The following is a 23,441-nucleotide window of genomic DNA, read 5'->3' on the forward strand; positions in this document are numbered from 1 at the left end:
CCCGCCATATGCGTATCGCGCTAGGAATCCAGTACGACGGGGCCGCCTACTGCGGCTGGCAATCGCAGCCTCACGGCAAGACGGTGCAGGACGCGCTCGAGCGCGCGCTGCGCGAGTTCGCGACCGTGCCGCTGCCCACCGTGGTCGCGGGCCGCACCGACACGGGCGTGCACGGCCTCGGCCAGGTCGTGCACTTCGACACCGATCTCGATCGCGCGCCGTTCTCGTGGGTGCGCGGCACCAACGCGTTCCTGCCGCCGACGGTGGCCGTGCAATGGGCGCAGCCGATGCCCGAGGCGTTCCACGCGCGCTTTTCGGCGTTCGAGCGCACGTATTACTACGCGCTCTACGTGAACCCGGTGCGCTCGCCCATGCTGGCGGGGCGGGCGGGCTGGATCCACACGCCGCTCGACGTCGATGCCATGCGCGAAGCGGCGGCCTGCCTGATCGGCGAGCATGATTTTTCGGCGTTCCGTTCCTCGGAGTGCCAGTCGAAGACGCCGGTGAAGCACCTGTATCAGATCGATATCCGGCCACTGGGCGATTTCATCCACTTCCGCTTTCGCGCGAACGCGTTTCTCCACCACATGGTGCGCAACCTGATGGGCTGCCTCGTGGCGGTGGGGCGCGGCCGTTATCCGGCCGCGTGGATGGCCGACGTGCTGGCCGGGCTCGATCGCACCAAGGCCGCGCCGACCTTCATGCCCGACGGCCTGTATCTCGCGCAAGTAGGCTATCCTGAGGAATTCGCCGTGCCCGCCGCGCATACGGCAAGCGTGCCGTGGAGCACGGTCTGGACCGATGCGAGTGAACCCTGAAACACCCAACCCAGCTATCGAGCCGCAAGTCATGACGTCAGCAGAACAACCCGCCATCGCCGCTACGCACCGCACGCGCATCAAGCTGTGCGGGCTTTCGACGCCCGAGGCGGTCGCGCACGCCATCGACCTCGGCGCCGACGCCATCGGCCTCGTGTTCTATCCGCCGAGCGCGCGCTCGGTGAGCGTGGCGCAGGCGGTGGAGCTCACCCATGACATTCCGCCGTTCGTCTCGGTGGTGGGCCTGTTCGTGAACGCCACGCCGCAATGGGTGGGCGAGGTCGCGAGCAACGTCTCGCTCACGCTGCTGCAGTTTCACGGCGACGAAACCCCCGACCAATGCGAATCGCTGGCCTCGGTTGCCGGTTTGCCCTGGTTGCGCGCATTGCGGGTGGCGGCCGATACTCGCGAGGCCGATTTGATAGAATCGGCAAATCGTTATTCATCAGCCAGCGGCGTGCTGTTCGACACCCATGTCGAAGGTTACGGCGGCGGCGGGAAGGTCTTCGATTGGTCACTTATCCCCGCAGGGCTCGCGCGTCGGGCCGTTTTAAGTGGTGGCTTGAACGCGCAAAACGTCAGTGATGCGATTCGCCAGGTGCGTCCGTTCGCCGTCGATGTCTCCAGTGGCATCGAGGTCCCGGGCGCGAAGGGCGTGAAAGATCACGCCCGCATGGCGGCGTTCGTGCGCGCAGTGCGCGAAGCGGACGCGGGATAAATTCTTGGATCAACCAGCGCTTGCGCGATGCAGGGCGCCCCGGTTGGTCGAGCGAGTGACTTATGTACAATTTGCCCGATGAACGTGGCCATTTCGGCCCTTATGGCGGCGTGTTCGCTGCCGAAACCCTGATGCAGGCGATCGACGAACTGCGCGACGCCTACGCAAAATTCAAAGACGATCCCGACTTCATCGCCGAATATCAACGCGAGTTGAAGCATTTTGTCGGCCGTCCGTCGCCGATCTATCACGCGCAGCGCTGGAGCGAGATGCTGGGCGGCGCCCAGATTTATCTCAAGCGCGAAGACCTGAACCATACCGGCGCGCACAAGGTGAACAACGTGATCGGCCAGGCGCTGCTCGCGAGGCGCATGGGCAAGCCGCGCGTGATCGCCGAAACCGGCGCGGGCCAGCACGGCGTGGCCACGGCCACCATCGCCGCGCGCTTCGGCATGGAATGCGTGGTCTACATGGGCGCGGAAGACGTGCGCCGCCAGGCCGCCAACGTCTATCGCATGAAGCTGCTGGGCGCGACCGTGGTGCCGGTGGAATCGGGCTCGCGCACGCTCAAGGACGCGCTCAACGAAGCCATGCGCGACTGGGTCACCAACGTCGAAAACACCTTCTACATCATCGGCACGGTGGCGGGCCCGCACCCGTATCCGATGATGGTGCGCGACTTCCAGCGCGTGATCGGCGACGAATGCCGTGTGCAGATGCCCGAAATGACGGGCCGCCAGCCCGACGCCGTGATTGCGTGCGTGGGCGGCGGATCGAACGCGATGGGCATCTTTTACCCGTACATCGATGACAGTTCGGTGCAGTTGATCGGCGTCGAGCCTGCCGGCGACGGCATGGAGACGGGCCGTCACGCGGCTTCGCTCGCGGCCGGCACGCCGGGCGTGCTGCACGGCAACCGCACGTATCTGCTACAGGACGAGAATGGCCAGATCATCGAGACGCACTCGGTTTCGGCGGGTCTCGACTACCCGGGCGTCGGTCCCGAGCACGCGTGGCTCAAGGACAGCGGCCGCGCGCAGTACGTGACCATCGACGACGAGGAAGCGCTCAAGGCGTTCCACGACTGCTGCCGCATCGAGGGCATCATTCCCGCGCTCGAATCGAGCCATGCGCTCGCGTACGCGGCGAAGCTCGCGCCAACGCTGCCCAAGGACAAGGTTCTGCTGGTGAACTTGTCGGGCCGCGGCGACAAGGACATGCACACGGTCGCCGAGCGATCGGGCATTCAGTTCTGAGCGCCCGGAGCGATGCCCGCGATGCGTGACGAGTTCGACGAGCCGCAAATGCCGGCGCCTGCGGGCGAGGCCGGTGTGGAAACGGCTGCCCTCGTGGCAGCCGCCGAAGCGCCAGCCTCGGTGCCCGCAGTGCCCGACAGCATCCGGCTCCTGAACCGCGATTTCCTGACCGATGCAGCGAACCTGCCCGACGCCTCGATCGATCTGATCGTCGCCGATCCGCCTTATGGGCTCGGCAAGGACTACGGCAACGACTCCGACATGCGTTCGGGCGAGGACTTTCTCGCCTGGACGTATGCGTGGCTCGACCTGGCGATTCCGAAGCTCAAAGCCAGCGGTTCGCTCTATGTGTTCTGCACCTGGCAGTACGCGCCCGAGATCTTCGTTTATCTGAAGTCGAAAATGACGATGATTAACGAGATCGTCTGGGATCGTCGCGTACCCAGCATGGGCGGCACGACCCGCCGCTTCACCTCGGTGCACGACAACATCGGTTTCTTCGCGGTTTCGAAAGATTATTACTTCGATCTCGATCCCGTCCGCATCCCGTACGATGCCGTCACGAAGAAGGCGCGTTCGCGCAAGTTGTTCGAGGGCAGCAAGTGGCTGGAGCTCGGCTACAACCCCAAGGACGTCTGGTCCGTTTCGCGGCTGCACCGTCAGCACGCCGAGCGCGTGGATCATCCCACCCAGAAGCCTCTTGAGATCGTCGAGCGCATGGTGCTCGCGAGCTGCCCCCCGGGCGGCCGCGTGCTGGACCCGTTCATGGGCAGCGGCACCACGGCAGTCGCCTGCGCGCGTCATCGGCGCGAATTCGTCGGCTATGAAATTAACGAAAGTTACTGCGCGATCGCGCACGAACGAGTGAGTCTGGCTGCAAGTGCCGCTCCCGCGCGTGCGTCCGCCGCGGTGTCCGCGGCTGTTGCGGCCGGCGCATGATGCGCCCCCGCCGCCGCTTGCTCGCGCCGCGCGGTAACGACCGAATCTGAGGACCCTGCTATGTCCCGCATCAAAACCACGTTCGCGGCGCTTGCCGCCGCCAACAAGAAAGGCCTGATCCCGTTCATGACCGCCGGCGACCCCGATCCGGCGCGCACGGTCGAATTCATGCATGCGCTCGTTGCTGGTGGCGCGGACGTGATCGAACTCGGCGTGCCGTTCTCGGACCCGATGGCCGACGGCCCGGTGATCCAGCAGTCGTCGGAGCGCGCGCTTGCAAAGGGCGTGACGCTCAAGAGCGTGCTCGCCGACGTCAAGCGCTTCCGCGAATCCGATACGCAGACCCCCGTCGTGCTGATGGGCTACGCCAACCCGATCGAGCGCATGGGCGCCGAGGCGTTCGCCGCCGCCGCCAAGGATGCCGGCGTGGACGGCGTGCTCGTGGTCGACTATCCGCCCGAGGAGTCGGTGGTGTTCGCCTCGATGATGAAGGCCGCCGGTATCGATCCGATCTTCCTGCTCGCGCCCACCTCCACCGACCAGCGCATCGCCGCAGTGGGGCAAGCCGCGAGCGGCTACGTCTACTACGTCTCGCTCAAGGGCGTGACGGGCGCGGGGCACCTCGACGTCGCAAGCATCGAAAGCAAGATTCCGGCGATCAAGGCGCGCGTGCCGCTGCCGGTTGGCGTGGGCTTCGGCATTCGCGACGCGCAAACGGCCGCCGCCGTGGCGCAAGTCTCCGACGCCGTGGTGATCGGCAGCCGCATCGTGCAACTGCTCGAGAAGGCGCCGGCCGATACCGCCGCCGAGGCCCTCACGCAATTCGTGGGCGATATTCGGGCCGCGCTCGACGCGGTTGCGGACAACGCAAAATAAGACTGCTGTAAAATCGCTTTTTCGCCATGCGCGGTCGGGGTCGGAACCCGGTCCATCGAGACCGGGTCGATGTCACGCCGTCCGCGCCCGCGCATCACGATCAAGGAAACAACATCAATGAGCTGGCTCGACAAACTGCTGCCGCCCAAGATCAAGCAAACCGATCCGAAAAGCCGCAAGAGCATTCCGGAAGGTCTGTGGATCAAGTGCCCGCAGTGCGAAGCGGTCCTGTACCGCAACGATGTGGAAGCGAATCTGCACGTCTGCCCGAAGTGCGATCACCACATGCGGATCAACGCGCGCGAGCGCCTCGACGGGCTGCTCGATCCGGAAGGCCGCTATGAAATCGGCCAGGAAATCGTTCCGGTCGACGCGCTGAAGTTCAAGGACAGCCGCAAGTACCCCGACCGCATCAAGGAAGCCATGGACGACACCGGCGAAACCGACGCCATGGTCGTCATGGGCGGCGCGATCCACACGCTGCCGTGCGTGGTCGCCTGCTTCGAGTTCGCGTTCATGGGCGGCTCGATGGGCTCGGTGGTGGGCGAGCGCTTCGCGCGCGGCGCGCAAACCGCGCTCGAGCAGCAAGTGCCGTTCATCTGCTTCACGGCATCTGGCGGCGCGCGCATGCAGGAAAGCCTGCTGTCGCTGATGCAGATGGCCAAGACCACGGCCATGCTCACGAAGCTCTCGGAAGCCAAGCTGCCGTTCATCTCGGTGCTGACCGACCCCACCATGGGCGGCGTGTCGGCGAGCTTCGCGTTCCTCGGCGACGTCGTGATCGCAGAGCCGAAGGCGCTGATCGGCTTCGCTGGCCCGCGCGTGATCGAGCAGACGGTGCGCGAGAAACTGCCCGAAGGCTTCCAGCGCGCCGAGTTCCTGATGCAAAAGGGCGCGATCGACATGATCGTCGACCGCCGCAAGATGCGCGAGGAAATCGCCCAGTTGATGGCGCTGCTGCAGCGCCAGCCGGCCGACGCGGTGGCCTGAGCGCACCGGAGGTTGCATGCGCGCGGAACTTGCGGGTTTCGCGCCTTGTCAGACGCGCCGCAAGCGAAAGCAAGCGGCGCGTTGTCATTTCCGCGATAATGCCGTTTTTTGCAGCGGCGCAGGTACGCAACGGCGGCGCGCCGGATCGACATATCGACGCCCGCGCCGTTGCCTGATTAGCCGCTGTGCATGGAATTCCCTGAATCGTCCCGATGAGTACTTTTCCCACCCTCGACGCGTGGCTCACGCATCTCGAAACTGCGCATCCGGTCGGCATCGACATGGGCCTCGAGCGCATCCGCAAGGTCAAGGACGCGCTGAACCTGAAGTTCGATTGCCCGATGTTCACGGTCGGCGGCACGAACGGGAAGGGCTCCACCTGCGCGATTCTCGAAACCATTCTGCTCAAGGCCGGCTATCACGTTGGCTGCCACACGTCGCCGCATCTGCTGTCGTTCAACGAGCGTGCGCGCATCGACGGCGTCGAAGCCAGCGACGCCGACCTGCTGCCACACTTCGAGGCCGTGGAGGCCGCGCGCAACTCCTTCGCCATCCCGGTCTCGCTCACGTACTTCGAGTTCACGACGCTCGCGATCATGCATCTGTTCGCGGCGCGCGGGCTCGACGCCGTGATCTTCGAAGTGGGCCTCGGCGGGCGTCTCGATGCCGTGAACGTGCTCGACACCGACTGCGCGATCGTCACGAGCATCGACCTCGATCACACCGAGTACCTCGGCGACACGCGCGAGAAGATCGGCTTCGAAAAGGCCGGCATCTTCCGCCCGGGCGCGCCCGCGATCTGCGCGGATCCGTTTCCGCCGCAATCGCTCATCGACCATGCTCAGGCGATCGGCGCCGATCTGTGGCTGTTCGGCCGCGATTTCCGCTATGAAGGCCAGGCCGGCAGCGAGCGTCAGCAATGGAACTACGTGGGCCGCTCGCTGCGCCGTTCGGCGCTGGCCTATCCGGCGCTGCGCGGCGCGAATCAGCTGATCAATACCTCGGCGGCGCTGGCCGCGCTCGAGGCGCTGCGCGACCGGCTGCCGGTGTCGGCGCAGGACATTCGCCTCGGCCTCGCCAACGTGGAGCTGCCGGGCCGCTTCCAGGTGCTGCCGGGCAAGCCGTCGATCATCCTCGACGTGGGCCACAATCCGCATGCCGCCGCCGTCCTTGGGCAAAATTTGTCCGGCATGGGGTATTTTCCGTACACCTACGCGGTGTTCGGCGCGATGCGCGACAAGGACCTCGCGGGCGTGGTCGCGCATCTGAAGGGCGAGATCGACCACTGGTGCGTGACCGATTTGCCGTTGCCGCGCGCGGCTTCGGCGCAACAGCTTGAAGCGGTGCTGCGCGAGGCCGGCGTGGAAGACGGCCCCGACAGCAGCATCACGCGCTACGAAACACCCGCCACGGCGTTTCAAGATGCGCTAAAACGGGCGACCGAAAATGATAGAATTCTCGTTTTCGGAAGTTTTTTGACGGTTGCCGGCGTCATGGCCTGGCGAAAGTCGCAGCAGCACTGATCGCGCGGTCCATCACAGCCGTACGTACAGACACGCACAGGCCAACAGCAGCCATACATGGGAATTTTCTCGTTCGGCAAGAAAGACGACGCGCCCAGCCGACGCGACTCTGAAGCCGGCTCCCGCCGCCGGAGCAGTCAGAACACGCGCGTGGAGCGGCGCAGCCGCCGGCCGGCCCGCTCCGGCGACGCCGAGGCGATGCTGCTCGATCCCACTCTGCCGGAAAAGCAGCGCGCGCGCCGGCGCCTCGTTGGCGCGATTGCGCTGGTGCTGGCCGCCATCGTGATCCTGCCGATGGTGCTCGACTCGCACCCCAAGCCGGTCACCGACGACATCTCCATCAATATTCCGAGCCGCCCGGCCTCCAGGACCGTGGCGCGCCGCGACGAGGACACTCAGGCGGGCGTCGCGCCGGACAATCCCGCTGCGGCTGAGGCCGGGCTGGGCGTAGCGACGCCCGGCGCTTCGGGGCTCTCGGCAGCGGCCTCGGGCGCCGCGCCGGCGCAGACCGCGGCTCAATCGACACAGGCGAAGCCCGCGGCGCCGGCCAAGTCCGCGCCGTTGGCTCAAGCACAAACGCAAGCTCAAGCTCAAGCGAATTCGACCGAAGCCGCGCAAGCGCCGCGCACCGCCGCGAAGCCGGCTGCGCCGTCTTTGGGTACGGCTGTCGCGTCGCGCGGCAAGCCGAATACACCGGCCGCCAACGCAGCCGAAGGCGACGGCGTACCGGCCGCGCCGTCGGGCGCTCGCTTCGCGGTGCAGCTGGGCGCGTTCAGCAGCGACGCGGCCGCGAATAAATGGGTCACGAAGTTGAAAGCCGCAGGAGTGCCTGCATATACCGAGCAACGCAAGGAAGCCGACGGCACGACGCGCACGCTGCTGCGCGCGGGTCCGTTCCCCGACCGCGCCTCGGCCACCGAGGCGATCGCGAAGGTGCGCGGCGCGGGCCTGATGACGGGCTCGAACGGTTCGGCACAATAACGCCCGATGTTGACGGCATTCGACTACGCTGTAATGGCGGTGATCGGTTTGTCCGCACTGCGCGGGGCGTGGCGCGGGCTCATCGGCGAAATTTTTGGGTTGATCGGCTGGATCGCGGCGCTCATCGTGGCGTGCCGCTACGTGGATCGCGTGGTGCCCTTCATCCCGGCGAACTGGCCGGGTGGGGCGCTGACCCAGTGGCTGATCGCCTTCGCGCTGATCGTAATCGGCGTGGTGCTTGTGGCCGGGGTGGCGAATGCGCTGCTCGGCCGGCTGGTCCAGGTGAGCGGCTTGTCCGGTGTGGACCGCTCGCTCGGCATGATGTTCGGTCTCGTGCGAGGCGTCGTGCTGGTGCTGATTCTTGTCGTCCTCGCGGGACTGACCGAGCTGCCCCAGCAAGACTTCTGGCGCAATGCGCTGCTGCGGCCCTATGCCGTGCAGGGCGTGCTCGAACTCAAACCGTTTTTGCCCGAGACGCTCGCGGCCTACGTTCACGTCTGACCAGAAACTGGCCGGCTGTCGTTACCACCGCGTCGTCACTGTCACTGCTGATTTCGCTTTTTTGAAGGACCTGCCATGTGCGGCATCGTAGGCGTAGTTTCCCGCTCCCCCGTCAATCAGCTCCTCTATGACGCGCTGCTGCTCCTGCAGCACCGTGGTCAGGACGCGGCCGGCATTGCCACCGCGAACGGCAACACGTTCCATATGCACAAGGCCAACGGCATGGTGCGCGACGTGTTCCGCACGCGCAACATGCGCAGCCTGCCCGGCACCAGCGGCATTGGCCAGGTGCGCTACCCGACGGCCGGCTCGGCGTCGAGCGAAGAGGAGGCCCAGCCGTTCTACGTGAACGCGCCGTTCGGCATGATCCTCGCGCACAACGGCAATCTCACCAACTGGCAGCAGCTCAAGGAAGAGATGTTCCGCGTGGACCGCCGCCACGTGAACACCAATTCCGATACCGAAGTGCTGCTCAACGTGCTTGCGCACGAAGTGCAGCTCGCGAGCTCGGGCCTCGAACTCGATCCGGCCGCGCTCTTCAAGGCCGTCTCGGGCGTGCACCGCCGCGTGCGCGGTTCGTACGCGATCGTTTCGCTGATCGCCGGCTACGGCCTGCTCGCGTTCCGCGACCCGTTCGGCATTCGCCCGCTGTGCATCGGCAAGATCGAGACGCCGGAAGGCATCGAGTGGATGGTCGCTTCGGAGTCGGTCGCGCTCGAAGGCATCGGCTTCGAGTTCGTGCGCGACGTGCAGCCGGGCGAGGCGGTGTTCATCGACTTCGACGGCAACCTGCACGCGCAGCAATGCGCGGCGGCGCCCAAGCTGAACCCCTGCATTTTCGAGCTCGTGTACCTCGCGCGTCCGGACTCGGTGATCGACGGCGTGCCGGTCTACAACGCGCGCCTGCGCATGGGCGACTATCTGGCCGAGAAGATCAAGCGCGAACTGCCCGACGTGAAGATCGACGTGGTCATGCCGATTCCCGACTCGTCGCGCCCGGCGGCCATGCAGGTCGCGAACAAGCTCGGCGTCGAGTATCGCGAAGGCTTCTTCAAGAACCGCTACGTGGGCCGCACCTTCATCATGCCGGGCCAGGCCATGCGCAAGAAGTCGGTGCGCCAGAAGCTCAACGCCATGGGCATCGAGTTCAAGGGCAAGAACGTGCTGATCATCGACGATTCCATCGTGCGCGGCACCACCTCGCAGGAAATCGTGCAGATGGCGCGCGACGCCGGCGCGACCAAGGTGATCTTTGCTTCGGCGGCGCCGCCCGTGAAGTACCCGAACGTCTACGGCATCGACATGCCCACGCGCGGCGAGCTGGTCGCGCATGGCCGCACCGACGAAGAAGTGGCGCGCATCATCGGCGCGGACCATCTCGTGTATCAGGACGTTGAGGCGCTCAAGCAGGCCGTGCGCGACATCAATCCCGAACTTACGGAGTTCGAAGCTTCGTGCTTCGACGGCGATTACATCACCGGCGACATCACGAGCGCGTATCTGGACAAGATCGAGCTGGCGCGTCTGGCACCCCAGGCGCAGTCCGACCGCGACGCCGCGAGCGACGCGATGGACGGCGGCACGCGCTCGCAGCTGCATCTACAACTCTCGGTGGAGTAAGCGTAGCGAACGGGGAGCGCGTGCATGGCGCGCTTGCCGCGCCGAACTCCACGCAGTTCCAGAGAGCCCGCTTCTGCCGACGCAAAAGCGGGCTTTTTTGCGCCTGTTTCAGGCACGGCGGCTTCACGAAACGGAAAATGCGAATATGAACGACGACCTCAACTTCGACACGCTGGCGGTGCGCTCGGGTTCGCTGCGCAGCGAGTTCAACGAACATTCGGAAGCGCTCTTTCTCACGTCGAGTTTCTGTTTTGGCAGCGCCGCCGAGGCGGCCGAGCGCTTCAAGCACTCCGAAACCGGCTACACGTACGCGCGTTTCACGAATCCGACCGTCACCATGTTCCAGGATCGCCTGGCCGCGCTCGAAGGCGGCGAGGCGTGCATGGCCACGGCCTCGGGCATGGCCGCGATCATGTCGGTGGTGATGGCGGCGTTGCAGCAGGGCGATCACATCGTGAGCTCGCGCAGCCTGTTCGGTTCGACGCTCGGCATGTTCTCGCAGATCTTCCCGCGCTTCGGCATCACGACCACCTTCGTCGATCCTTCCGATCTCGACGCGTGGAAGAACGCCGTGCGCCCCGAGACGAAGATGTTTTTCCTCGAAACGCCGTCGAACCCGCTCACCGAAGTGGCCGATATCGAAGCGGTGGGCAAGCTTGCGAAGCAGGCCGGCGCGCTGTTCGTGGTCGACAACTGCTTTTGCAGCCCGGCGTTGCAGCAGCCGCTCAAGTTCGGCGCCGATGTCGTGATGCACTCGGCCACCAAGTTCCTCGACGGCCAGGGCCGCGTGCTGGGCGGCGCGCTGGTGGGCTCGAAGCAGTTCATCATGGAAACGGTGTTCCCGTTCGTGCGCAGCGCGGGCCCGACGCTTTCCGCGTTCAATGCGTGGGTGCTGCTCAAGGGCCTGGAGACGCTCTCGCTGCGCGTGGAGAAGCAATCGGCCAACGCGCTCGAAATCGCGCGGTGGCTCGAGGCGCATCCGGCTGTGAAGCGCGTCTTTTATCCGGGGCTCGAATCGCATCCGCAGCACGCGCTCGCGATGCGCCAGCAGAAGTCGGGCGGCGCGATTGTCTCGTTCGAGCTCAAGGGCGATACGCCCGAAGCGCAGCGCGCGAACGCCTGGCGCGTGATCGACGGTACCAAGGTCTGCTCGATCACCGGCAATCTCGGCGATACGCGCACGACCATCACGCATCCGGCCACTACCACGCATGGCCGCATCACGCCCGAGGCGCGCGCTGCGGCGGGTATTACCGAAGGGCTGATCCGGCTTGCGGTGGGCCTCGAAGATCCGCGTGACGTGCGCCGCGATCTCGCGCATGGGCTCGACGCGGCGCAGTAAGAGCCGCACATTCAAATTACGCATTTCTTGTTATTGAGTTCGTCATGGCCGTCATTCGAGCGTTGTTCGTTTATCCGGTGAAGTCCTGCGGCGCGATCGCGCTCGATCGCGCGCAGCTCGACGCGAAGGGGTTGCCATGGGACCGTCACTGGATGGTGGTGGACGAGAACGGCCGCTTCGTCTCGCAGCGCGAAATCGCAGCGATGGCGCGCATCGTGCCGGCGTTCGTCGAGGGCGGCGTGCGTCTCACGATGACGGACATGGACGCGCCCCTGGATCTTTCTTTCACGCCGCGCGGCAACGAAGCGCGCATGCGGGTGACGGTCTGGAAGGACTCCTTCGAAGCCCTCGACGAAGGCGATGAAGCCGCGCGGTGGTTTTCGCAGGCGCTTGGCGTGGCGGTGCGCCTGGTGCGTTTTGCGCCGGACGTTACGCGCCTCGCGAGCAGGCAGTGGACGAACGACGAGGACGTGCCCACGCAGTTCGCCGATGGCTTTCCGCTGCTTGTCGCGAGCGAAGCGTCGCTGGCGGACCTGAACGCGCGTCTCGCGGCGAAGGGCGCAGCGCCGGTGCCGATGAGCCGTTTCCGCCCGAACATCGTCGTGGATGGCGTCGATGCATTCGACGAAGACTTTATCGACACGCTGTCGATCGATGGCGGCGGCATTGTGCTGCGCTTCGCCAAGCCGTGTGCGCGCTGCCCGATCACGACGATCGATCAGCGCACGGGCGAGCGCGATGCCCAGTGGCCCGCCGAGCCGCTCGACACGCTCGCGGCGTTCCGCGCCGATCCGCGCGTGGATGGCGGGCTCACGTTCGGGCAGAACGCGATGGTGGTCGCGGGCGCGGGCGAGCGTCTCGTGGTGGGCGCGCAGGCGCAGTGGGAATACCGCTTCGAAGAATGATGGCGCAGCGGAGTGCGCGCGGGTTGGTGTCGAATCGCGTCTAGCCGGCGCTCAGTGCGCCGGCAGCGCGCGCCACTGCCCGGGCGCGAACCCGAAGCGCCGCGTGAACGCATGCGTGAACGCGCTCTGGTCGCCGAAGCCTACTTCCAGCGCAATGTGCGTGAGCGAGAGGCGCGGATCCGCGAGCAGCATGAGCGAGGTGTCCAGGCGCAGGCGCTGCAAATAGCGATGCGGCGTCTCGCCGAACGCTTCGATAAAGAGCTGATGAAAGCGCCGCATGCCGAAGCCGCAATGCGCGGCCAGATCGGCAATGCGCAACGGCTCCGCGAGATGTGCGCGCAGCCAGCGGTCGACACGCGCGAAGTCGAGGCCCGCCGCGGCTTCGAAGGCGTCGCTGCCGGCGATGCCCGCCTGCGCGAGCACGGCGGCGCACAATTGCGCCGAGGCGTCCCAGTGAAAGCGGCGCGCACGCGGATCGGCGCTCGCGTGCGTGCCGTGTGCCGGCGTATCGCTACGTTGTGCTTGCGAGGCAATCTCGCGCACTAGCTGCGTGAGCGCCGGGTCGATGCGCACGGCGCGCGCCGTGTCGAAGAGCCGCTCGGGCACCGCCAGCGCTGCGGCGGGCAAGTCCAGCACGAGCAGGCGGTTCTCGCCGATACCCGCGTAATCGTGCCGCGCACCGGCCGGAATCAGCCAGGCCGAACGCGGGTCGATGCGCTCGCCGACACCGTCCACCGTCATCACCATCTCGCCGTCGAGCCCCAGCACGATCTGGTGAAAATCGTGCACGTCGGTTTCCTCGATTGCGCCGTAGCAGCGCAAGGCGATGCCGGGCGCGGCGACCGATGAGGCGTGATGCGGATTCATGGCGAACGATGCGTGGAGCGCGCTGCTCAGCGAGGCTTAAACGGCGAGCAGTTCCACTTCGAACACGAGCGTGGCGTTCGGCGGAATCACGCCGCCCGCGCCGCGCACGCCGTAGCCGAGTTGCGGCGGGATCGTGAGCTTGCGCACGCCGCCCACCTTCATGCCCTGCACGCCTTCGTCCCAGCCCTTGATGACCATGCCGCCGCCCAGCACGAAGGCGAACGGGTCGTTGCGGTCCTTGCTCGAATCGAACTTCTGGCCGTCCGTGAGCCAGCCGGTGTAGTGCACGCTGACGGTTTGGCCGGCCTTCGCCTCGGCGCCGCTGCCTTCGGTCAGGTCTTCGTACTTGAGGCCGGATGCGGTGGTCACGATGGACATGGAACACTCCTGAATCGGAAAAAAGGAAAAGCGTTATTGTAGGCGCTTTGCAGGGCGAGCGAGGCGCCCCGCCCGCGGGTGCTTCGCGTATGCCCCGGCTCCATGCGCCTTCGCAGGCACGTCGCGTGCGGTGCGCGTGGGGCGTCCGGCGGCGCGAGCCGCATGAGACGAAGGCGCAGCGAAGCCAATCCATCATCGCTGCCTATAATTGGGGCGGGCCCGCCCCCGGCGAGCGAAAGAAAAGGAATCCGATGGCGTCCACCTCTCCCACCCCGAGCGAGCGCACGGCGCATTTGTGTGCCGAAGCCGCGCTGTTCATGCGCGATCACGTGCTCTCGCGCGTGTCGCACGACTTGCGCAGTCCGCTGAACGCAATCCATAGCTGGGCCTATGTGCTCGAGCGCAAGATCGACGGCGCCGATGCCGCCGCGCAGCGCGCGCTCGCGGGCATCCGCACGGGCGTCGAGCAGCAGGTGCAACTGCTCGAAACGCTCGTCGATAAGACGCGCGCCGAGACACGCAAGCTGCACATCGAGCGCGCGCCGTTCGCGCTCGACGCGCTGATAGACGAAACTCAGGACGAGGCGCGCCGCGCGCTCGCCGACGCGCGCGGCGTCAGCCTCTCTGTGCAGGGCGTGCCCACCGGCGCGACGCTCGACGCCGCGCGCGAGCGCATCGGCCAGGCGCTCTGGCTCATGCTGGCGTTCGCGACGGAGGCAAGCACGCCGGGCGCGGTGATCACGCTGGACGTGAGCGCGACGGCCACGGCCGCTCAATTCGAGGTGCATTGGCAGGCGAACGGCGCGGCGCTCGCCGACGAGACACTGCCGCATTTGTTCGAAGCATTCGCCCGGGCTCAGGCGCGCGAGCCGCAGGAGGCGGGCCGCGCTCCGTGGATGCTGGCGCTGTGCCAGCGCGTGGCCGAGGCGCATGGCGGGCGCTTCGAGGCGCGTCCGCTAGTGGAAGGCGAGGCCGCCGCGCTCACGCTGAACGTGCCAGTCAGCGGCGCATAACAGGCTCGTGACGGGCTCCTCCGGCGCGGGCGTTTAACAACCCCGCTCGAACCGCGCGATCCGGGCGCGGCGTCAGGCCGCATGGGCATCGGTCTCGCGGCGCAGGCGCGCTGCAAGCGCGTCGCGTCGGGCGCACGGGCTTAGCCACATGGGCAATCCGGCCCGCCCGTCCAGGCCTTACAGGGTTCTTTCACCCTTATACTGAGCGATTCGTTTCCCGGAGCCCTTTCTCTTGAGTCAGCTTATCGCTCTCGCCGGCGCGCTGTTGCTTGTTGCCCTCAACGGTTTCTTTGTCGCGGCGGAGTTCGGTCTCGTCAAGCTGCGCGCGACGCGCGTGCAAAGCCTGGCGACCCAGCACGGCTTGCGCGGGCGGCTGCTCGCCAAGGTCCATGGCCAGCTCGATGCCTATCTTTCCGCGTGCCAGCTCGGCATCACGCTCGCTTCGCTCGGCCTCGGCTGGATCGGCGAGCCGGCCTTCGCGCAGTTGCTCGAACCCGTGTTCGATCTCGTGGGCGTGCGTTCGCCTGAGCTGATCCACGCCATTTCGCTGGCGTTCGCGTTTACCGTGATTTCGTTCCTTCACATTGTGGTGGGGGAACTCGCGCCCAAGTCGCTCGCGATTCGCGAAGCCGAGAAGATCTCGCTATGGGCCGCCGCGCCGCTGTACGGTTTCTACTGGATGATGTATCCGGCCATCTGGGTGCTCAATTCGAGCGCGAATGCGGTGCTGAAACTGGTGGGCCTTTCGGCGGAGCACGGCACCGAGGCGCATTACTCGACCGACGAACTCAAGCTGATTCTGCGCAGCCGCCGCTCGGCGGAGGAGGCGCAGGCCGAAGAGCGCGCGCAAGCCGATGCGCGTGCGCTGGTGGACGGCCGCGCCGGCGGTTTCGCTCGACGCGCGAGGCGTGCCGGGAGCGCGGCAGGCGCGGCGCATGGCGCGGACACGTACAGCGCCGACGAATGGAACGCGCTCGCGCATTCGCTGGACTTCTCGCGCCTGACGGTTTCGGATCTCATGCGCCCCGGGCACGAGATGGTGGGCCTGCGCCGCGACCTGTCGCTCGCCGAGAACATGCAGATCGTCGCGCGCCATCGCTTCAGCCGCTATCCGCTCTTCGAGGACGCCTCGGGCGAGCGCGTGGCGGGCCTCATTCACCTGAAGGATCTGCTGCTCGCGCGCGAGGCGGGCCACGCACTCGACGACCTCGGCAAGTTCGTGCGCCCCGTGCAGTACGTGAAGCCCGAGACGCCCGCGCTCGCGCTGTTCCGGCGCTTTCGCAAGGGCGGGCCGCACTTCGCGCTGGTCGGGCGCAAGGGCATGCGGCCGGGCGGTTTTCTCACGCTCGACAATATGCTCGGCGCGCTGGTGGGCCAGATTCACGACGAATTCCATCAGGCCGACACCGACTGGACCCGCATGGACGACGGCACCCTGATGGGGCGCGGCAGCTTGCCGGTGGTGTCGCTGGAGCAGGCGCTAGGCATCGATATCGACGAAGGGCGCGCGGAGTCGGTGGGCGGCCTCGTGATTCATGCGCTCAACGATCTGCCCACCGAGGGGCAGCGGGTCGAGTTCGACCGCTTCGACATCGTCGTCAAGAAGATGAAGGGGCCGCGCATCGTGCTCGTGCGCGTGTATCCGAAGGATCTGGAGGACGAGGGCGGCTGAGTTCGCGCCGAGGTTGGCCTCAGGCTGGCGTGAGAGTCGACAGCACCGCGACGGGCAGCGCGCTCAACACCTCGCGCAGAAATAGCACGTTGTTCTGATCGTGCCGAGTCGCGGCGCGGGTTGCGTCGCTCAACCAGTCGTGCAGCGCCGCTGCCGGGCACGCTCCCGGCAGCGCGACCGCCGTATCGTCCCAGCGCGCGGGTTCGACGAGCGGCAGATCGCCTTCGAGCAGCGCCGCCGCATGCCGCGTGCCGATCACCACGGCCCACGTCTCGCCGTGCCGGCGCGCGAATGCAATCGCGTGCGCGGCCTGCGCGCCGCGCACTTCGAGCGGCCAGTACTCGCCTTCGGTCAGCAATGCCGGTGCACGCGCGCGCAACGCGAGCAGACGCGCAATGACGGCCTGCTTCACGTGCGCATCGCGCCAGTGCGCAAGTTTTGCGGCGGGCGCCTGGCTGTCCAGCGCCGCCGTGCGCAACGCAAAATCCACGGGCCGCCGGTTGTCCGGATCGACGAGGCTGAAATCCCATAGCTCCGTGCCCTGATAGAGATCGGGCACGCCGGGCGAACTCAGGCGCAGCACGGTTTGCAGCAGCGTATTGACGGCGCCGGCCGGCGCGATGCGCGCCACGAAGCTGGCGAGTGCCTGCAGGAAGCCGTCGCGCCGCTGGGGTGCGAGAATGTCGAAGAGAAATGCCTGGCAGTCCGATTCGTAGGTCTCGTCGGGCGCGAGCCAGTTCGTGCGCTGCTTCGCCTCGCGCAGCGCCTTCAGTTGCCATTGCGCGACCCGCTCGGCCAATTCGCGTACGCGCGCTTCGTCGCTCGCGTCGAGATCGGGCGGCCAGCAGCCCGCCAGGGTTTGATAGAGCATCGCTTCGGCCGCCGGGCCCGGCGCCCATTCTCCTTCCGCGCACGACGATGACGATGAAGGCGTCGTGTCGTTGCGCCGCTGCGGCTGGTTCAGCGTTGACCACGCGCGCAGCGTCGCGCTCCATTCGTCGGCGATTTCGCTGAGCACCGCAAGCCGCGCGCGCACGTCCTCGCCGCGCTTGTGGTCGTGCGTAGCCGTGGTGAGCAAGGCGAACGGGAAGCGGCGCTGGCGCAGCGCATTTGCTGCATGGAAATCCTCGATGCTGCGTGAGAAGTCGTCGGGGTCCGCGCCTACTTCGTTGCGCGAGAGCAGTCTGCCGTAGCGGTAGAGCGCGGTGTCCTCGGCAGCTTTCGCCGCGAGCGGCGCGGTGAGTTGCGAGAACAGCGTCAGCGCGGTGCGCTGTGCGATCAGTGCATGACTCAGCGGTGCTGGGCCCTGTGCGGGGTGTCTGGCCGCGCTCGCGTTGTTGCCATTCGTTGCGGCCGCAGGCGGCGCGTACGCGCCAAGCCAGGCATCGACCTGATCGAGCGAGGCGAGGCTCGCGCGCGGCAGCGCCTTGCGGGCCGCTTGCAGCGCGGGATCGAAATAGCGGTTGTCCTCGGGGCTGCGCAGGCCGTTCACCGGATAGATGCGATAGACCGGAAAGTGCATCGCCAGTTGCGCGACCACGCGGTGCACGCTCGCGTAAGTGAAGTCGCGCGTGGCGAGCTGCTCGCGTGCGATGCGGTGCAGTGCGCGCGCCGCGTGATCGAGCTCCGCCGCGAGATACGCGGCCAGCACTTCGCGGCGCGCATCGAGCGCGACTTGCGCGAAGGCGACGTCCTGCCCCGAGATCGCGGCCCAGCTCGCGGCGAGCGGCGCGGCACCCGCAGGGTCGTGCAGCAGCGCGCCTACGTCGTTCATGAAGTCGTAACCGGTCGTGCCTTGCACGGGCCAGTCCTCGCGCAGCGGCTCGCCGTGCGCGAGAATTTTTTCGACCACAATATATGGTGGTTGCGCGCGCAACGAAGCGAGCCGCTGGCGCAATCGTTCGCAATACTCGCGCGGATCGGCGAGGCCGTCGATATGATCGATGCGCAGGCCGTCGATCACGCCATCGGCGTAAAGGCGCAACACGAGTTTGTGCACGGATTCGAACACGTCGTGGCGCTCCACGCGCACGCCCGCGAGCGCGCTGATGTCGAAGAAGCGCCGCCAGTTCACTTCGTCCGTGGCGGTGCGCCACCATGCAAGCCGGAAGTGCTGGCGCTCTAGCAGCCGGTGCAGGCGCTCGCGCGTGGCGGGGTGGTTGCCCGCGTGCGCTTGCAGCGCGGCGTCGATGGCGGCGCTGCCTTCGCGCTCGACGAACTCGCGCAGCGCCGCGCGCGCGGTGGCGGCGCGCGCCTGGTCGTCGGGCTGCGTGGTGAGGCCATGGAACGGCGCGGCAAGCGTCTGGAGCAGGTTGGGATCCACGCAGCTGGCGGCTTGCAGCAGCGTCGCGTAATCGGCCGGGCAGATCGGGCAGATGTGCGGGCCGTATTGCACGTAGAAGCGTGCGAGCGCTGCGTCGAACTTCAGCACGATGCGGCCTGAAGCGAGTTCGTCGCCGTATTGCGCGCCGAGGAACGGCATCAGCACCTTGCCGCGCAGCACCGGGTCGGGCGAATGCCAGTCGACGTCGAAGTAGCGGGCGAACGCGCTATGGCGTCCCCATTCGAGGATGTCGAGCCACCACGCGTTGTGCGCGCCGCCCACGCCCATGTGGTTGGGCACCAGATCCACGATGAGGCCCATGCCGCGCGCGTGCAGCGCATCGGCGAGGCGCCGCAGCGCCGCCTCGCCGCCGCGTTCCTCGCTCACGGTGCCGTAGTCGACCGTGTCGTAGCCGTGCAGCGAGCCGGGCTGCGCGGTCGTGATGGGCGAAAGATAGAGATGGCTCACGCCGAGCGCGGCGAAATAGTCGAGTTGCGCGAGCGCGTCGTCGAACGTGAAGCCCTGATGAAGCTGCAGGCGCAGCGTGGCGCGTGGGCGTGTCATGGCTCGGAGCGCATCGAAGGCGCGGCCGGCGTATCGCCCGGGCTCGCGGAGGTGCCGCCTGCTGCTGCTGTTGCCGCGACGGCTTCAGTTTCAATTCCTGCGGCCAGCGCCCGCGCGCGCACAACGGTCCGCACGCGCGCGGCGAACGCAGGATCGTCGAACAGGGCGTCGACGGGCAGCGGCAGGCGGCGGCGCCAGTTCGGATGCTCGTCGATCGAGCCCGGCAGGTTCGGTTGATCGGCGAGGCCGAGCAGGTCTTCGAGCGGGCAGGTCACGAGCGGGCTCGCACTCGCCGCCACGTAGCCGAGCGCGCCGTCCACGGGCGCATTCTCAGCCGATGGCCCAGGCTCGGCGGCGTCGCGCGGCGCGAAGCCAGTGTCCTGCAGCGCGAGCCACAGCGCGGCGCGGTCGGCGGCGCGCTGGGTGTGTTCGAGCGCGACGGGGTCGCGCCCGTCCGCGCGCGCGAGCGTCTGGCCGATGCGGTTGCGCCAGTCGATGTCGCTGCCGCTCCACCAGCCCGCGACGGTCGGCAAATCGTGCGTGGTGGCGGTGGCTACGCAGTTCGTGGCGTAGCGCCCTGGCGCGAGAAACGCGCTGCCCTCGCGCTCGAACCACAGCACGCGGATGCCGTAGAGCCCATGCGCGGCGAGCCGCTCGCGCAAGCCCGGCGGCACGGTGCCGAGATCCTCGCCGATCACAATGGCGCGGTGCCGCCACGATTCGAGCGCGATGAGCCGCACGAGGTCGTCGAATGGATAGCGCAGATACGCGCCGTGTTGCGCGCTTTCGCCTTCGGGCACGAGCCACAGGCGCCGCAGGCCCAGGATGTGGTCGATGCGCACGCCGCCCGCGTGCGCGAACGCGGCGCGCAGCATGGCGATGAATGCGCGAAAGCCGGTGTTGTGCATCGCGCGTGGCGAAAATGTGGTGAGGCCCCAGCTCTGCCCCGCCTGATTGAAGAGGTCGGGGGGCGCGCCCACGGAGACGCGCTGCAGCATGTCGTCGGGCTGCGCCCACGCCTGCGAACCTGCGCCGTCGCAGCCCACAGCGAGATCCGCGACCAGGCCGACCGCCATGCCGGCCTCGCGCGCTTCGCGTTGCGCGCGCGCGAGACCTTCCGCCGCGAGCCATTGCAGGAAGCGGTGGAAGTCCACGTCGCGCCGGTGCGTCGCGGCGAAGCGCGCGACGTCCTCGCTGCGCGGATCGCGCAAGGGCGCAGGCCAATCGCGCCAGTGACGCGCTCCGCCGGGCTCCTTGAGCATCGCTGCATGGAGCACTTCGAAGCGCGCATGGTCTTCGAGCGCTTCGCCGCCGCGCGCGCAGAACGCCTCGAATGCCTTGGCGTGTGGCGAATCGCTGGCGCGTTCCGTATCGTCGAAGCGATCGAAGAGCGCGCGCAGCGTCGCGAGCTTGAGCGGCAGCGCACGCGTCCAGTCGATGAGCGGCAGCGCTTCGAGTTCGCGCGAGGTGTCGCTCGATTGCGCGGCTTCGCGCATGGCTTCGTGCGCGGCCTGTGGGCCGAACACCGCTGCTGGATCGACATGCGCGACGTTGAGCCAGAGCCGCGAGGAAGGCGAGTAAGGACTGAAGTGGCCCGGATCCGCGCTGAACATCGCATGCGTGGGGCTGACCGCGAGCGCGTGCGCGCCGCGCTGCGCGCTCTGCGTCGCGAGCGTAGCGAGCGCGCTGTAGTCGCCAATTCCGCCATCGCCATTGCGTCGGAGTCCATACAATTGTGCCGCGATACCCCAGATCGGCGGCACGCGCGCGGCGTCACCGTGGAGCGCGCGCCATGCGTCGCCGAGCGTATGGCAGCGCGGCGGCGCGACGGCGATCGTCAGGCGGTGATCGTGGACCGTGAGCGTGTGATAGCCGGGTTCGGAAAGCGGCGCGAGCAGCGCGGGCGCGTCGCGCGGCGCAGTGAAGCGGCCTTCGATATGCCCGCCGTTTTCCAGATCGATGCGATAGTGGCTGCCCGTGCGCACCGCCGAAGCCGGCAATTCAATCGCGCTCTCGAATTCGGCGGTGATGAGCGGCGGCAGGCGCCGCGACGACTGCTCCGCGTTCAGGGCCGAAGTGCTGTGACGCATCTGCGTGGCGTTCGCGCAGGGCAGGCCCGCGCATTCGAGCAGCGCGGCGAGCGTGCTGTCGGGCACGCGCTGCGCGATGCCGCGCGCGTCGGTCCACTCGACCGCGAAGCCCGCGCGTTGCGCGAGCTGGGCGAGCGTCTCGCTGCGGCGCGCGGTGCTCATGCGAGCGGTTCCTCGCGCCGCATCACGCGCGCGTCGTGATGGAGCGCGTACTCGGACACTGCGCCGGTGAGCCATGCCACGCACGAGCTTTCAGGCAGCACGCCGCGATCGGTGATATCGCGCGCGCGCTCGGGCGTTTCGAAGATGACCATGCCGTCAGGCTGGGCGCCGAGCGGCGCGCCTTCCTGGCCGAGGTTCAGGGCGATGGTCCAGGTCTCGCCATCGGCGAGACGCCAGCGCGCGACGAGCGCATTCAGCGCGTTGCCGGCGTCGTCGACAAGCACGGTCGCGCCGAGCGGCCGCGCATCGTGCAGGCGTGGCATCAAAAGGCGCGCGCGAACGGCGAGCGCGGACTTGTAGAAGTGCATCCACGCGCGCCGTTCGTCGTCGAGCGGCGCGTCCGCTGGCGGCGACGAATTCACGAAGGTTTGCGGATCGTTCGGATCGGGAATCTGTTCGCGCCGCGCCGCGTCGCTGAATGCGCTGAACGCCGCGAATTCCTTGCGGCGGCCTTCGCGCACAGCTTTGGCGAGTTCGCCTTCGAACGCGGTGAAGAACTGGAACGGCTGTGTCGAGCCGTATTCCTCCTCCATGAACAGCAGCGGAATCTGCGGCGAGAGCAGCAGCAGCGCCGTGGCTGCGCGCAGCGCGCCATCGTCGCTCAGTGCGCGCAGGCGTTCGCCCATTGCGCGGTTGCCGATCTGATCGTGGTTCTGCAGGAACATCACGAACGCGGTGGGCGGCAGATGCGCGCTGGGCTCGCCGCGCGGCGCGTCAGCATGCACCGGCGACGGGTCGCCCTGGTAGGCGAAGCCTTCGCCGAGCACGCGCGCGAGGTGGCGGATCGGGTTGTTGGCGAAAGCGCGGTAATAGCCCTCCGATTCGCTGGTCAGCATGACGTGCAGCGCGTGATGCGCGTCGTCGTTCCACTGCGCGTCGAAATGCGCTTCGAGCAGATTGGCTTCGTTGTGCTCGTTTTCCAGCACGAGATGCACATGGCGGTCGGGCTCCACGCGCGCATGCACGTGGTCGGCGAGCTCGCGCAGCCACTCGGGGTTGTCGATGGCGTGCGCGGCGTCGATGCGCAGGCCGTCGAAACGGTATTCGGTGAGCCAGTAGAGCGCGTTGTCGCTGTAGAAGTCGCGCACCTCGGGCCGCGAGAAATCGAGCGCGTCGCCCCACGGCGTGCGCTTGCCGGCCTTGAAGAACGGCTTCGCGTAGTGGCCGAGCCAGTTGCCATCCGGGCCGAAGTGGTTGTAGACCACGTCGAGGAACACCTGGAGCCCCAGGCCGTGCGCTGCGTCGATGAGCGCCTTGAGTTCGTCGGGCGTGCCGTAGGCCGCGTGCGGCGCGTAGGGCAGTACCACGTCGTAGCCCCAGCCGCGCTCGCCCGGGTAGTCGTTCAGCGGCATCAGTTCGATGGCCGTGATGCCGATGTCGGCGAGCGCGGGCAAGCGCTTCATGACGCCGCGATAGCCGCCCAGCGCGCCTACGTGCAGCTCGTAAAGGACTGTCTCTTCCCATGGGCGGCCGCGCCAGTGCGTGTGCCGCCAGGCGTAGCCGCGCGCGTCGAGCACTTCGCTCGGCCCATGCACGCCCTGGGGCTGGAAGCGCGAAGCGGGGTCGGGTACGAGTTGGCCCGCGCCGATACGATAGCGGTATAACGTGCCGGAACCGCACTGCGCCTGCGCCTCATACCAGCCGTTGCCGGTGGGCGTCATGTCGATCGGCGCGCAGGCCTCGTTTTCGAACACCAGCTGCACCTTGCCGCACGAGGGCGCCCAGAAACGAAAGCGCGTGTGCGGCTGCGCGTGCGCGGCCCCCGTCAACTGCGCGCCGAACGGCAGGCAGTGCATGTAATGGCGGACGTGCGGATCATGCGATAGCGTGGCCATGGCCGATT

The 23,441-nt window shown here is 67.3% G+C and carries 19 protein-coding genes; 14 read left to right on the plus strand and 5 right to left on the minus strand.

From position 1 onward, the window contains the following. The first annotated feature begins 8 nt into the window (after window positions 1-8). The 12 genes from truA to NH14_RS02400 all read left to right on the plus strand — a co-directional run bounded on the left by truA (window position 9) and on the right by NH14_RS02400 (window position 12,469). Complete coding sequence (truA, locus tag NH14_RS02345) at window positions 9-818, plus strand: tRNA pseudouridine(38-40) synthase TruA (RefSeq protein WP_035531300.1); 810 nt, start codon at window positions 9-11, stop codon at window positions 816-818. 31 nt (window positions 819-849) lie between these two features. Next, window positions 850-1,536 (plus strand): phosphoribosylanthranilate isomerase, encoded by a 687-nt coding sequence (locus NH14_RS02350; protein WP_035531302.1) that lies wholly within the window; start codon window positions 850-852, stop codon window positions 1,534-1,536. Between the two features lie 62 nt (window positions 1,537-1,598). Beyond that, the gene (trpB, locus tag NH14_RS02355; protein ID WP_035531303.1) at window positions 1,599-2,792 is read left to right on the plus strand and encodes a tryptophan synthase subunit beta; all 1,194 of its coding nucleotides are present in this window, start codon (window positions 1,599-1,601) and stop codon (window positions 2,790-2,792) included. A gap of 21 nt (window positions 2,793-2,813) precedes the next feature. Beyond that, complete coding sequence (locus NH14_RS02360; protein WP_035531457.1) at window positions 2,814-3,731, plus strand: DNA-methyltransferase; 918 nt, start codon at window positions 2,814-2,816, stop codon at window positions 3,729-3,731. Between the two features lie 60 nt (window positions 3,732-3,791). After that, a complete protein-coding gene (trpA, locus tag NH14_RS02365; RefSeq protein ID WP_035531305.1) occupies window positions 3,792-4,607 on the plus strand; it encodes a tryptophan synthase subunit alpha in 816 nt (271 codons plus the stop codon). Between the two features lie 117 nt (window positions 4,608-4,724). After that, the gene (accD, locus tag NH14_RS02370) at window positions 4,725-5,597 is read left to right on the plus strand and encodes an acetyl-CoA carboxylase, carboxyltransferase subunit beta (protein ID WP_035531307.1); all 873 of its coding nucleotides are present in this window, start codon (window positions 4,725-4,727) and stop codon (window positions 5,595-5,597) included. Window positions 5,598-5,809: 212 nt separating this feature from the next. Continuing rightward, the gene (gene folC, locus NH14_RS02375) at window positions 5,810-7,120 is read left to right on the plus strand and encodes a bifunctional tetrahydrofolate synthase/dihydrofolate synthase (RefSeq protein ID WP_035531308.1); all 1,311 of its coding nucleotides are present in this window, start codon (window positions 5,810-5,812) and stop codon (window positions 7,118-7,120) included. A gap of 57 nt (window positions 7,121-7,177) precedes the next feature. Further along, on the plus strand, window positions 7,178-8,101 hold the full coding sequence (locus tag NH14_RS02380) for an SPOR domain-containing protein (protein ID WP_035531310.1): 924 nt from the start codon (window positions 7,178-7,180) through the stop codon (window positions 8,099-8,101). Between the two features lie 6 nt (window positions 8,102-8,107). Beyond that, the gene (locus NH14_RS02385) at window positions 8,108-8,602 is read left to right on the plus strand and encodes a CvpA family protein (protein WP_035531311.1); all 495 of its coding nucleotides are present in this window, start codon (window positions 8,108-8,110) and stop codon (window positions 8,600-8,602) included. Between the two features lie 75 nt (window positions 8,603-8,677). Then, entirely contained in the window at window positions 8,678-10,222 is a 1,545-nt protein-coding gene (purF, locus tag NH14_RS02390; protein WP_035531313.1) for an amidophosphoribosyltransferase, read from the plus strand. 145 nt (window positions 10,223-10,367) lie between these two features. Continuing rightward, window positions 10,368-11,564, plus strand: coding sequence for an O-succinylhomoserine sulfhydrylase (locus NH14_RS02395; protein WP_035531315.1), 1,197 nt, complete (start codon window positions 10,368-10,370; stop codon window positions 11,562-11,564). A 44-nt stretch (window positions 11,565-11,608) separates the two neighbouring features. After that, a complete protein-coding gene (locus NH14_RS02400) occupies window positions 11,609-12,469 on the plus strand; it encodes an MOSC domain-containing protein (RefSeq protein WP_035531318.1) in 861 nt (286 codons plus the stop codon). A 51-nt stretch (window positions 12,470-12,520) separates the two neighbouring features. Here the strand turns inward: NH14_RS02400 and NH14_RS02405 are convergent, their stop codons facing one another. Both NH14_RS02405 and NH14_RS02410 read right to left on the minus strand, forming a co-directional pair. Continuing rightward, on the minus strand, window positions 12,521-13,336 hold the full coding sequence (locus NH14_RS02405; protein WP_035531321.1) for an AraC family transcriptional regulator: 816 nt from the start codon (window positions 13,334-13,336) through the stop codon (window positions 12,521-12,523). Window positions 13,337-13,372: 36 nt separating this feature from the next. Next, window positions 13,373-13,714 carry an FKBP-type peptidyl-prolyl cis-trans isomerase gene (locus tag NH14_RS02410; protein WP_035531324.1) on the minus strand — a complete coding sequence of 114 codons (342 nt, stop codon included), beginning with the start codon at window positions 13,712-13,714 and terminating at the stop codon, window positions 13,373-13,375. 251 nt (window positions 13,715-13,965) lie between these two features. Between NH14_RS02410 and NH14_RS02415 the strand changes: the two genes are divergently transcribed. Together NH14_RS02415 and NH14_RS02420 are read left to right on the plus strand one after the other, a co-directional pair. Continuing rightward, complete coding sequence (locus NH14_RS02415; protein ID WP_035531326.1) at window positions 13,966-14,727, plus strand: sensor histidine kinase; 762 nt, start codon at window positions 13,966-13,968, stop codon at window positions 14,725-14,727. Window positions 14,728-14,959: 232 nt separating this feature from the next. Then, window positions 14,960-16,399, plus strand: coding sequence for a hemolysin family protein (locus NH14_RS02420; RefSeq protein ID WP_035531328.1), 1,440 nt, complete (start codon window positions 14,960-14,962; stop codon window positions 16,397-16,399). A 19-nt stretch (window positions 16,400-16,418) separates the two neighbouring features. On the opposite strand, the gene treY is transcribed toward NH14_RS02420, so the two are convergent. From treY to treZ, 3 genes are read right to left on the minus strand one after another with little or no spacing between them, the layout of a single operon-like run. Then, a complete protein-coding gene (gene treY, locus NH14_RS02425) occupies window positions 16,419-19,286 on the minus strand; it encodes a malto-oligosyltrehalose synthase (RefSeq protein ID WP_035531329.1) in 2,868 nt (955 codons plus the stop codon). Beyond that, window positions 19,283-21,538, minus strand: a complete 2,256-nt coding sequence (gene malQ, locus NH14_RS02430; RefSeq protein WP_035531331.1) for a 4-alpha-glucanotransferase — start codon at window positions 21,536-21,538, stop codon at window positions 19,283-19,285. Before malQ ends, treY begins: the two co-directional genes overlap by 4 nt. Further along, complete coding sequence (gene treZ / locus NH14_RS02435) at window positions 21,535-23,433, minus strand: malto-oligosyltrehalose trehalohydrolase (RefSeq protein WP_035531458.1); 1,899 nt, start codon at window positions 23,431-23,433, stop codon at window positions 21,535-21,537. Before treZ ends, malQ begins: the two co-directional genes overlap by 4 nt. Between the last annotated feature and the right edge of the window lie 8 nt (window positions 23,434-23,441).

This window comes from Paraburkholderia sacchari (assembly GCF_000785435.2).
GTDB classification, from domain to species: domain Bacteria; phylum Pseudomonadota; class Gammaproteobacteria; order Burkholderiales; family Burkholderiaceae; genus Paraburkholderia; species Paraburkholderia sacchari.

Coding starts and splice junctions, on each gene's coding strand:
- truA (WP_035531300.1), top strand. CDS start 9: ATGCGTATCGCGCTAGGAATCCAGTACGACGGGGCCGCCTACTGCGGC.
- NH14_RS02350 (WP_035531302.1), top strand. CDS start 850: ATGACGTCAGCAGAACAACCCGCCATCGCCGCTACGCACCGCACGCGC.
- trpB (WP_035531303.1), top strand. CDS start 1,599: ATGTACAATTTGCCCGATGAACGTGGCCATTTCGGCCCTTATGGCGGC.
- NH14_RS02360 (WP_035531457.1), top strand. CDS start 2,814: ATGCGTGACGAGTTCGACGAGCCGCAAATGCCGGCGCCTGCGGGCGAG.
- trpA (WP_035531305.1), top strand. CDS start 3,792: ATGTCCCGCATCAAAACCACGTTCGCGGCGCTTGCCGCCGCCAACAAG.
- accD (WP_035531307.1), top strand. CDS start 4,725: ATGAGCTGGCTCGACAAACTGCTGCCGCCCAAGATCAAGCAAACCGAT.
- folC (WP_035531308.1), top strand. CDS start 5,810: ATGAGTACTTTTCCCACCCTCGACGCGTGGCTCACGCATCTCGAAACT.
- NH14_RS02380 (WP_035531310.1), top strand. CDS start 7,178: ATGGGAATTTTCTCGTTCGGCAAGAAAGACGACGCGCCCAGCCGACGC.
- NH14_RS02385 (WP_035531311.1), top strand. CDS start 8,108: ATGTTGACGGCATTCGACTACGCTGTAATGGCGGTGATCGGTTTGTCC.
- purF (WP_035531313.1), top strand. CDS start 8,678: ATGTGCGGCATCGTAGGCGTAGTTTCCCGCTCCCCCGTCAATCAGCTC.
- NH14_RS02395 (WP_035531315.1), top strand. CDS start 10,368: ATGAACGACGACCTCAACTTCGACACGCTGGCGGTGCGCTCGGGTTCG.
- NH14_RS02400 (WP_035531318.1), top strand. CDS start 11,609: ATGGCCGTCATTCGAGCGTTGTTCGTTTATCCGGTGAAGTCCTGCGGC.
- NH14_RS02405 (WP_035531321.1), bottom strand. CDS start 13,336: ATGAATCCGCATCACGCCTCATCGGTCGCCGCGCCCGGCATCGCCTTG.
- NH14_RS02410 (WP_035531324.1), bottom strand. CDS start 13,714: ATGTCCATCGTGACCACCGCATCCGGCCTCAAGTACGAAGACCTGACC.
- NH14_RS02415 (WP_035531326.1), top strand. CDS start 13,966: ATGGCGTCCACCTCTCCCACCCCGAGCGAGCGCACGGCGCATTTGTGT.
- treY (WP_035531329.1), bottom strand. CDS start 19,286: ATGACACGCCCACGCGCCACGCTGCGCCTGCAGCTTCATCAGGGCTTC.
- malQ (WP_035531331.1), bottom strand. CDS start 21,538: ATGAGCACCGCGCGCCGCAGCGAGACGCTCGCCCAGCTCGCGCAACGC.
- treZ (WP_035531458.1), bottom strand. CDS start 23,433: ATGGCCACGCTATCGCATGATCCGCACGTCCGCCATTACATGCACTGC.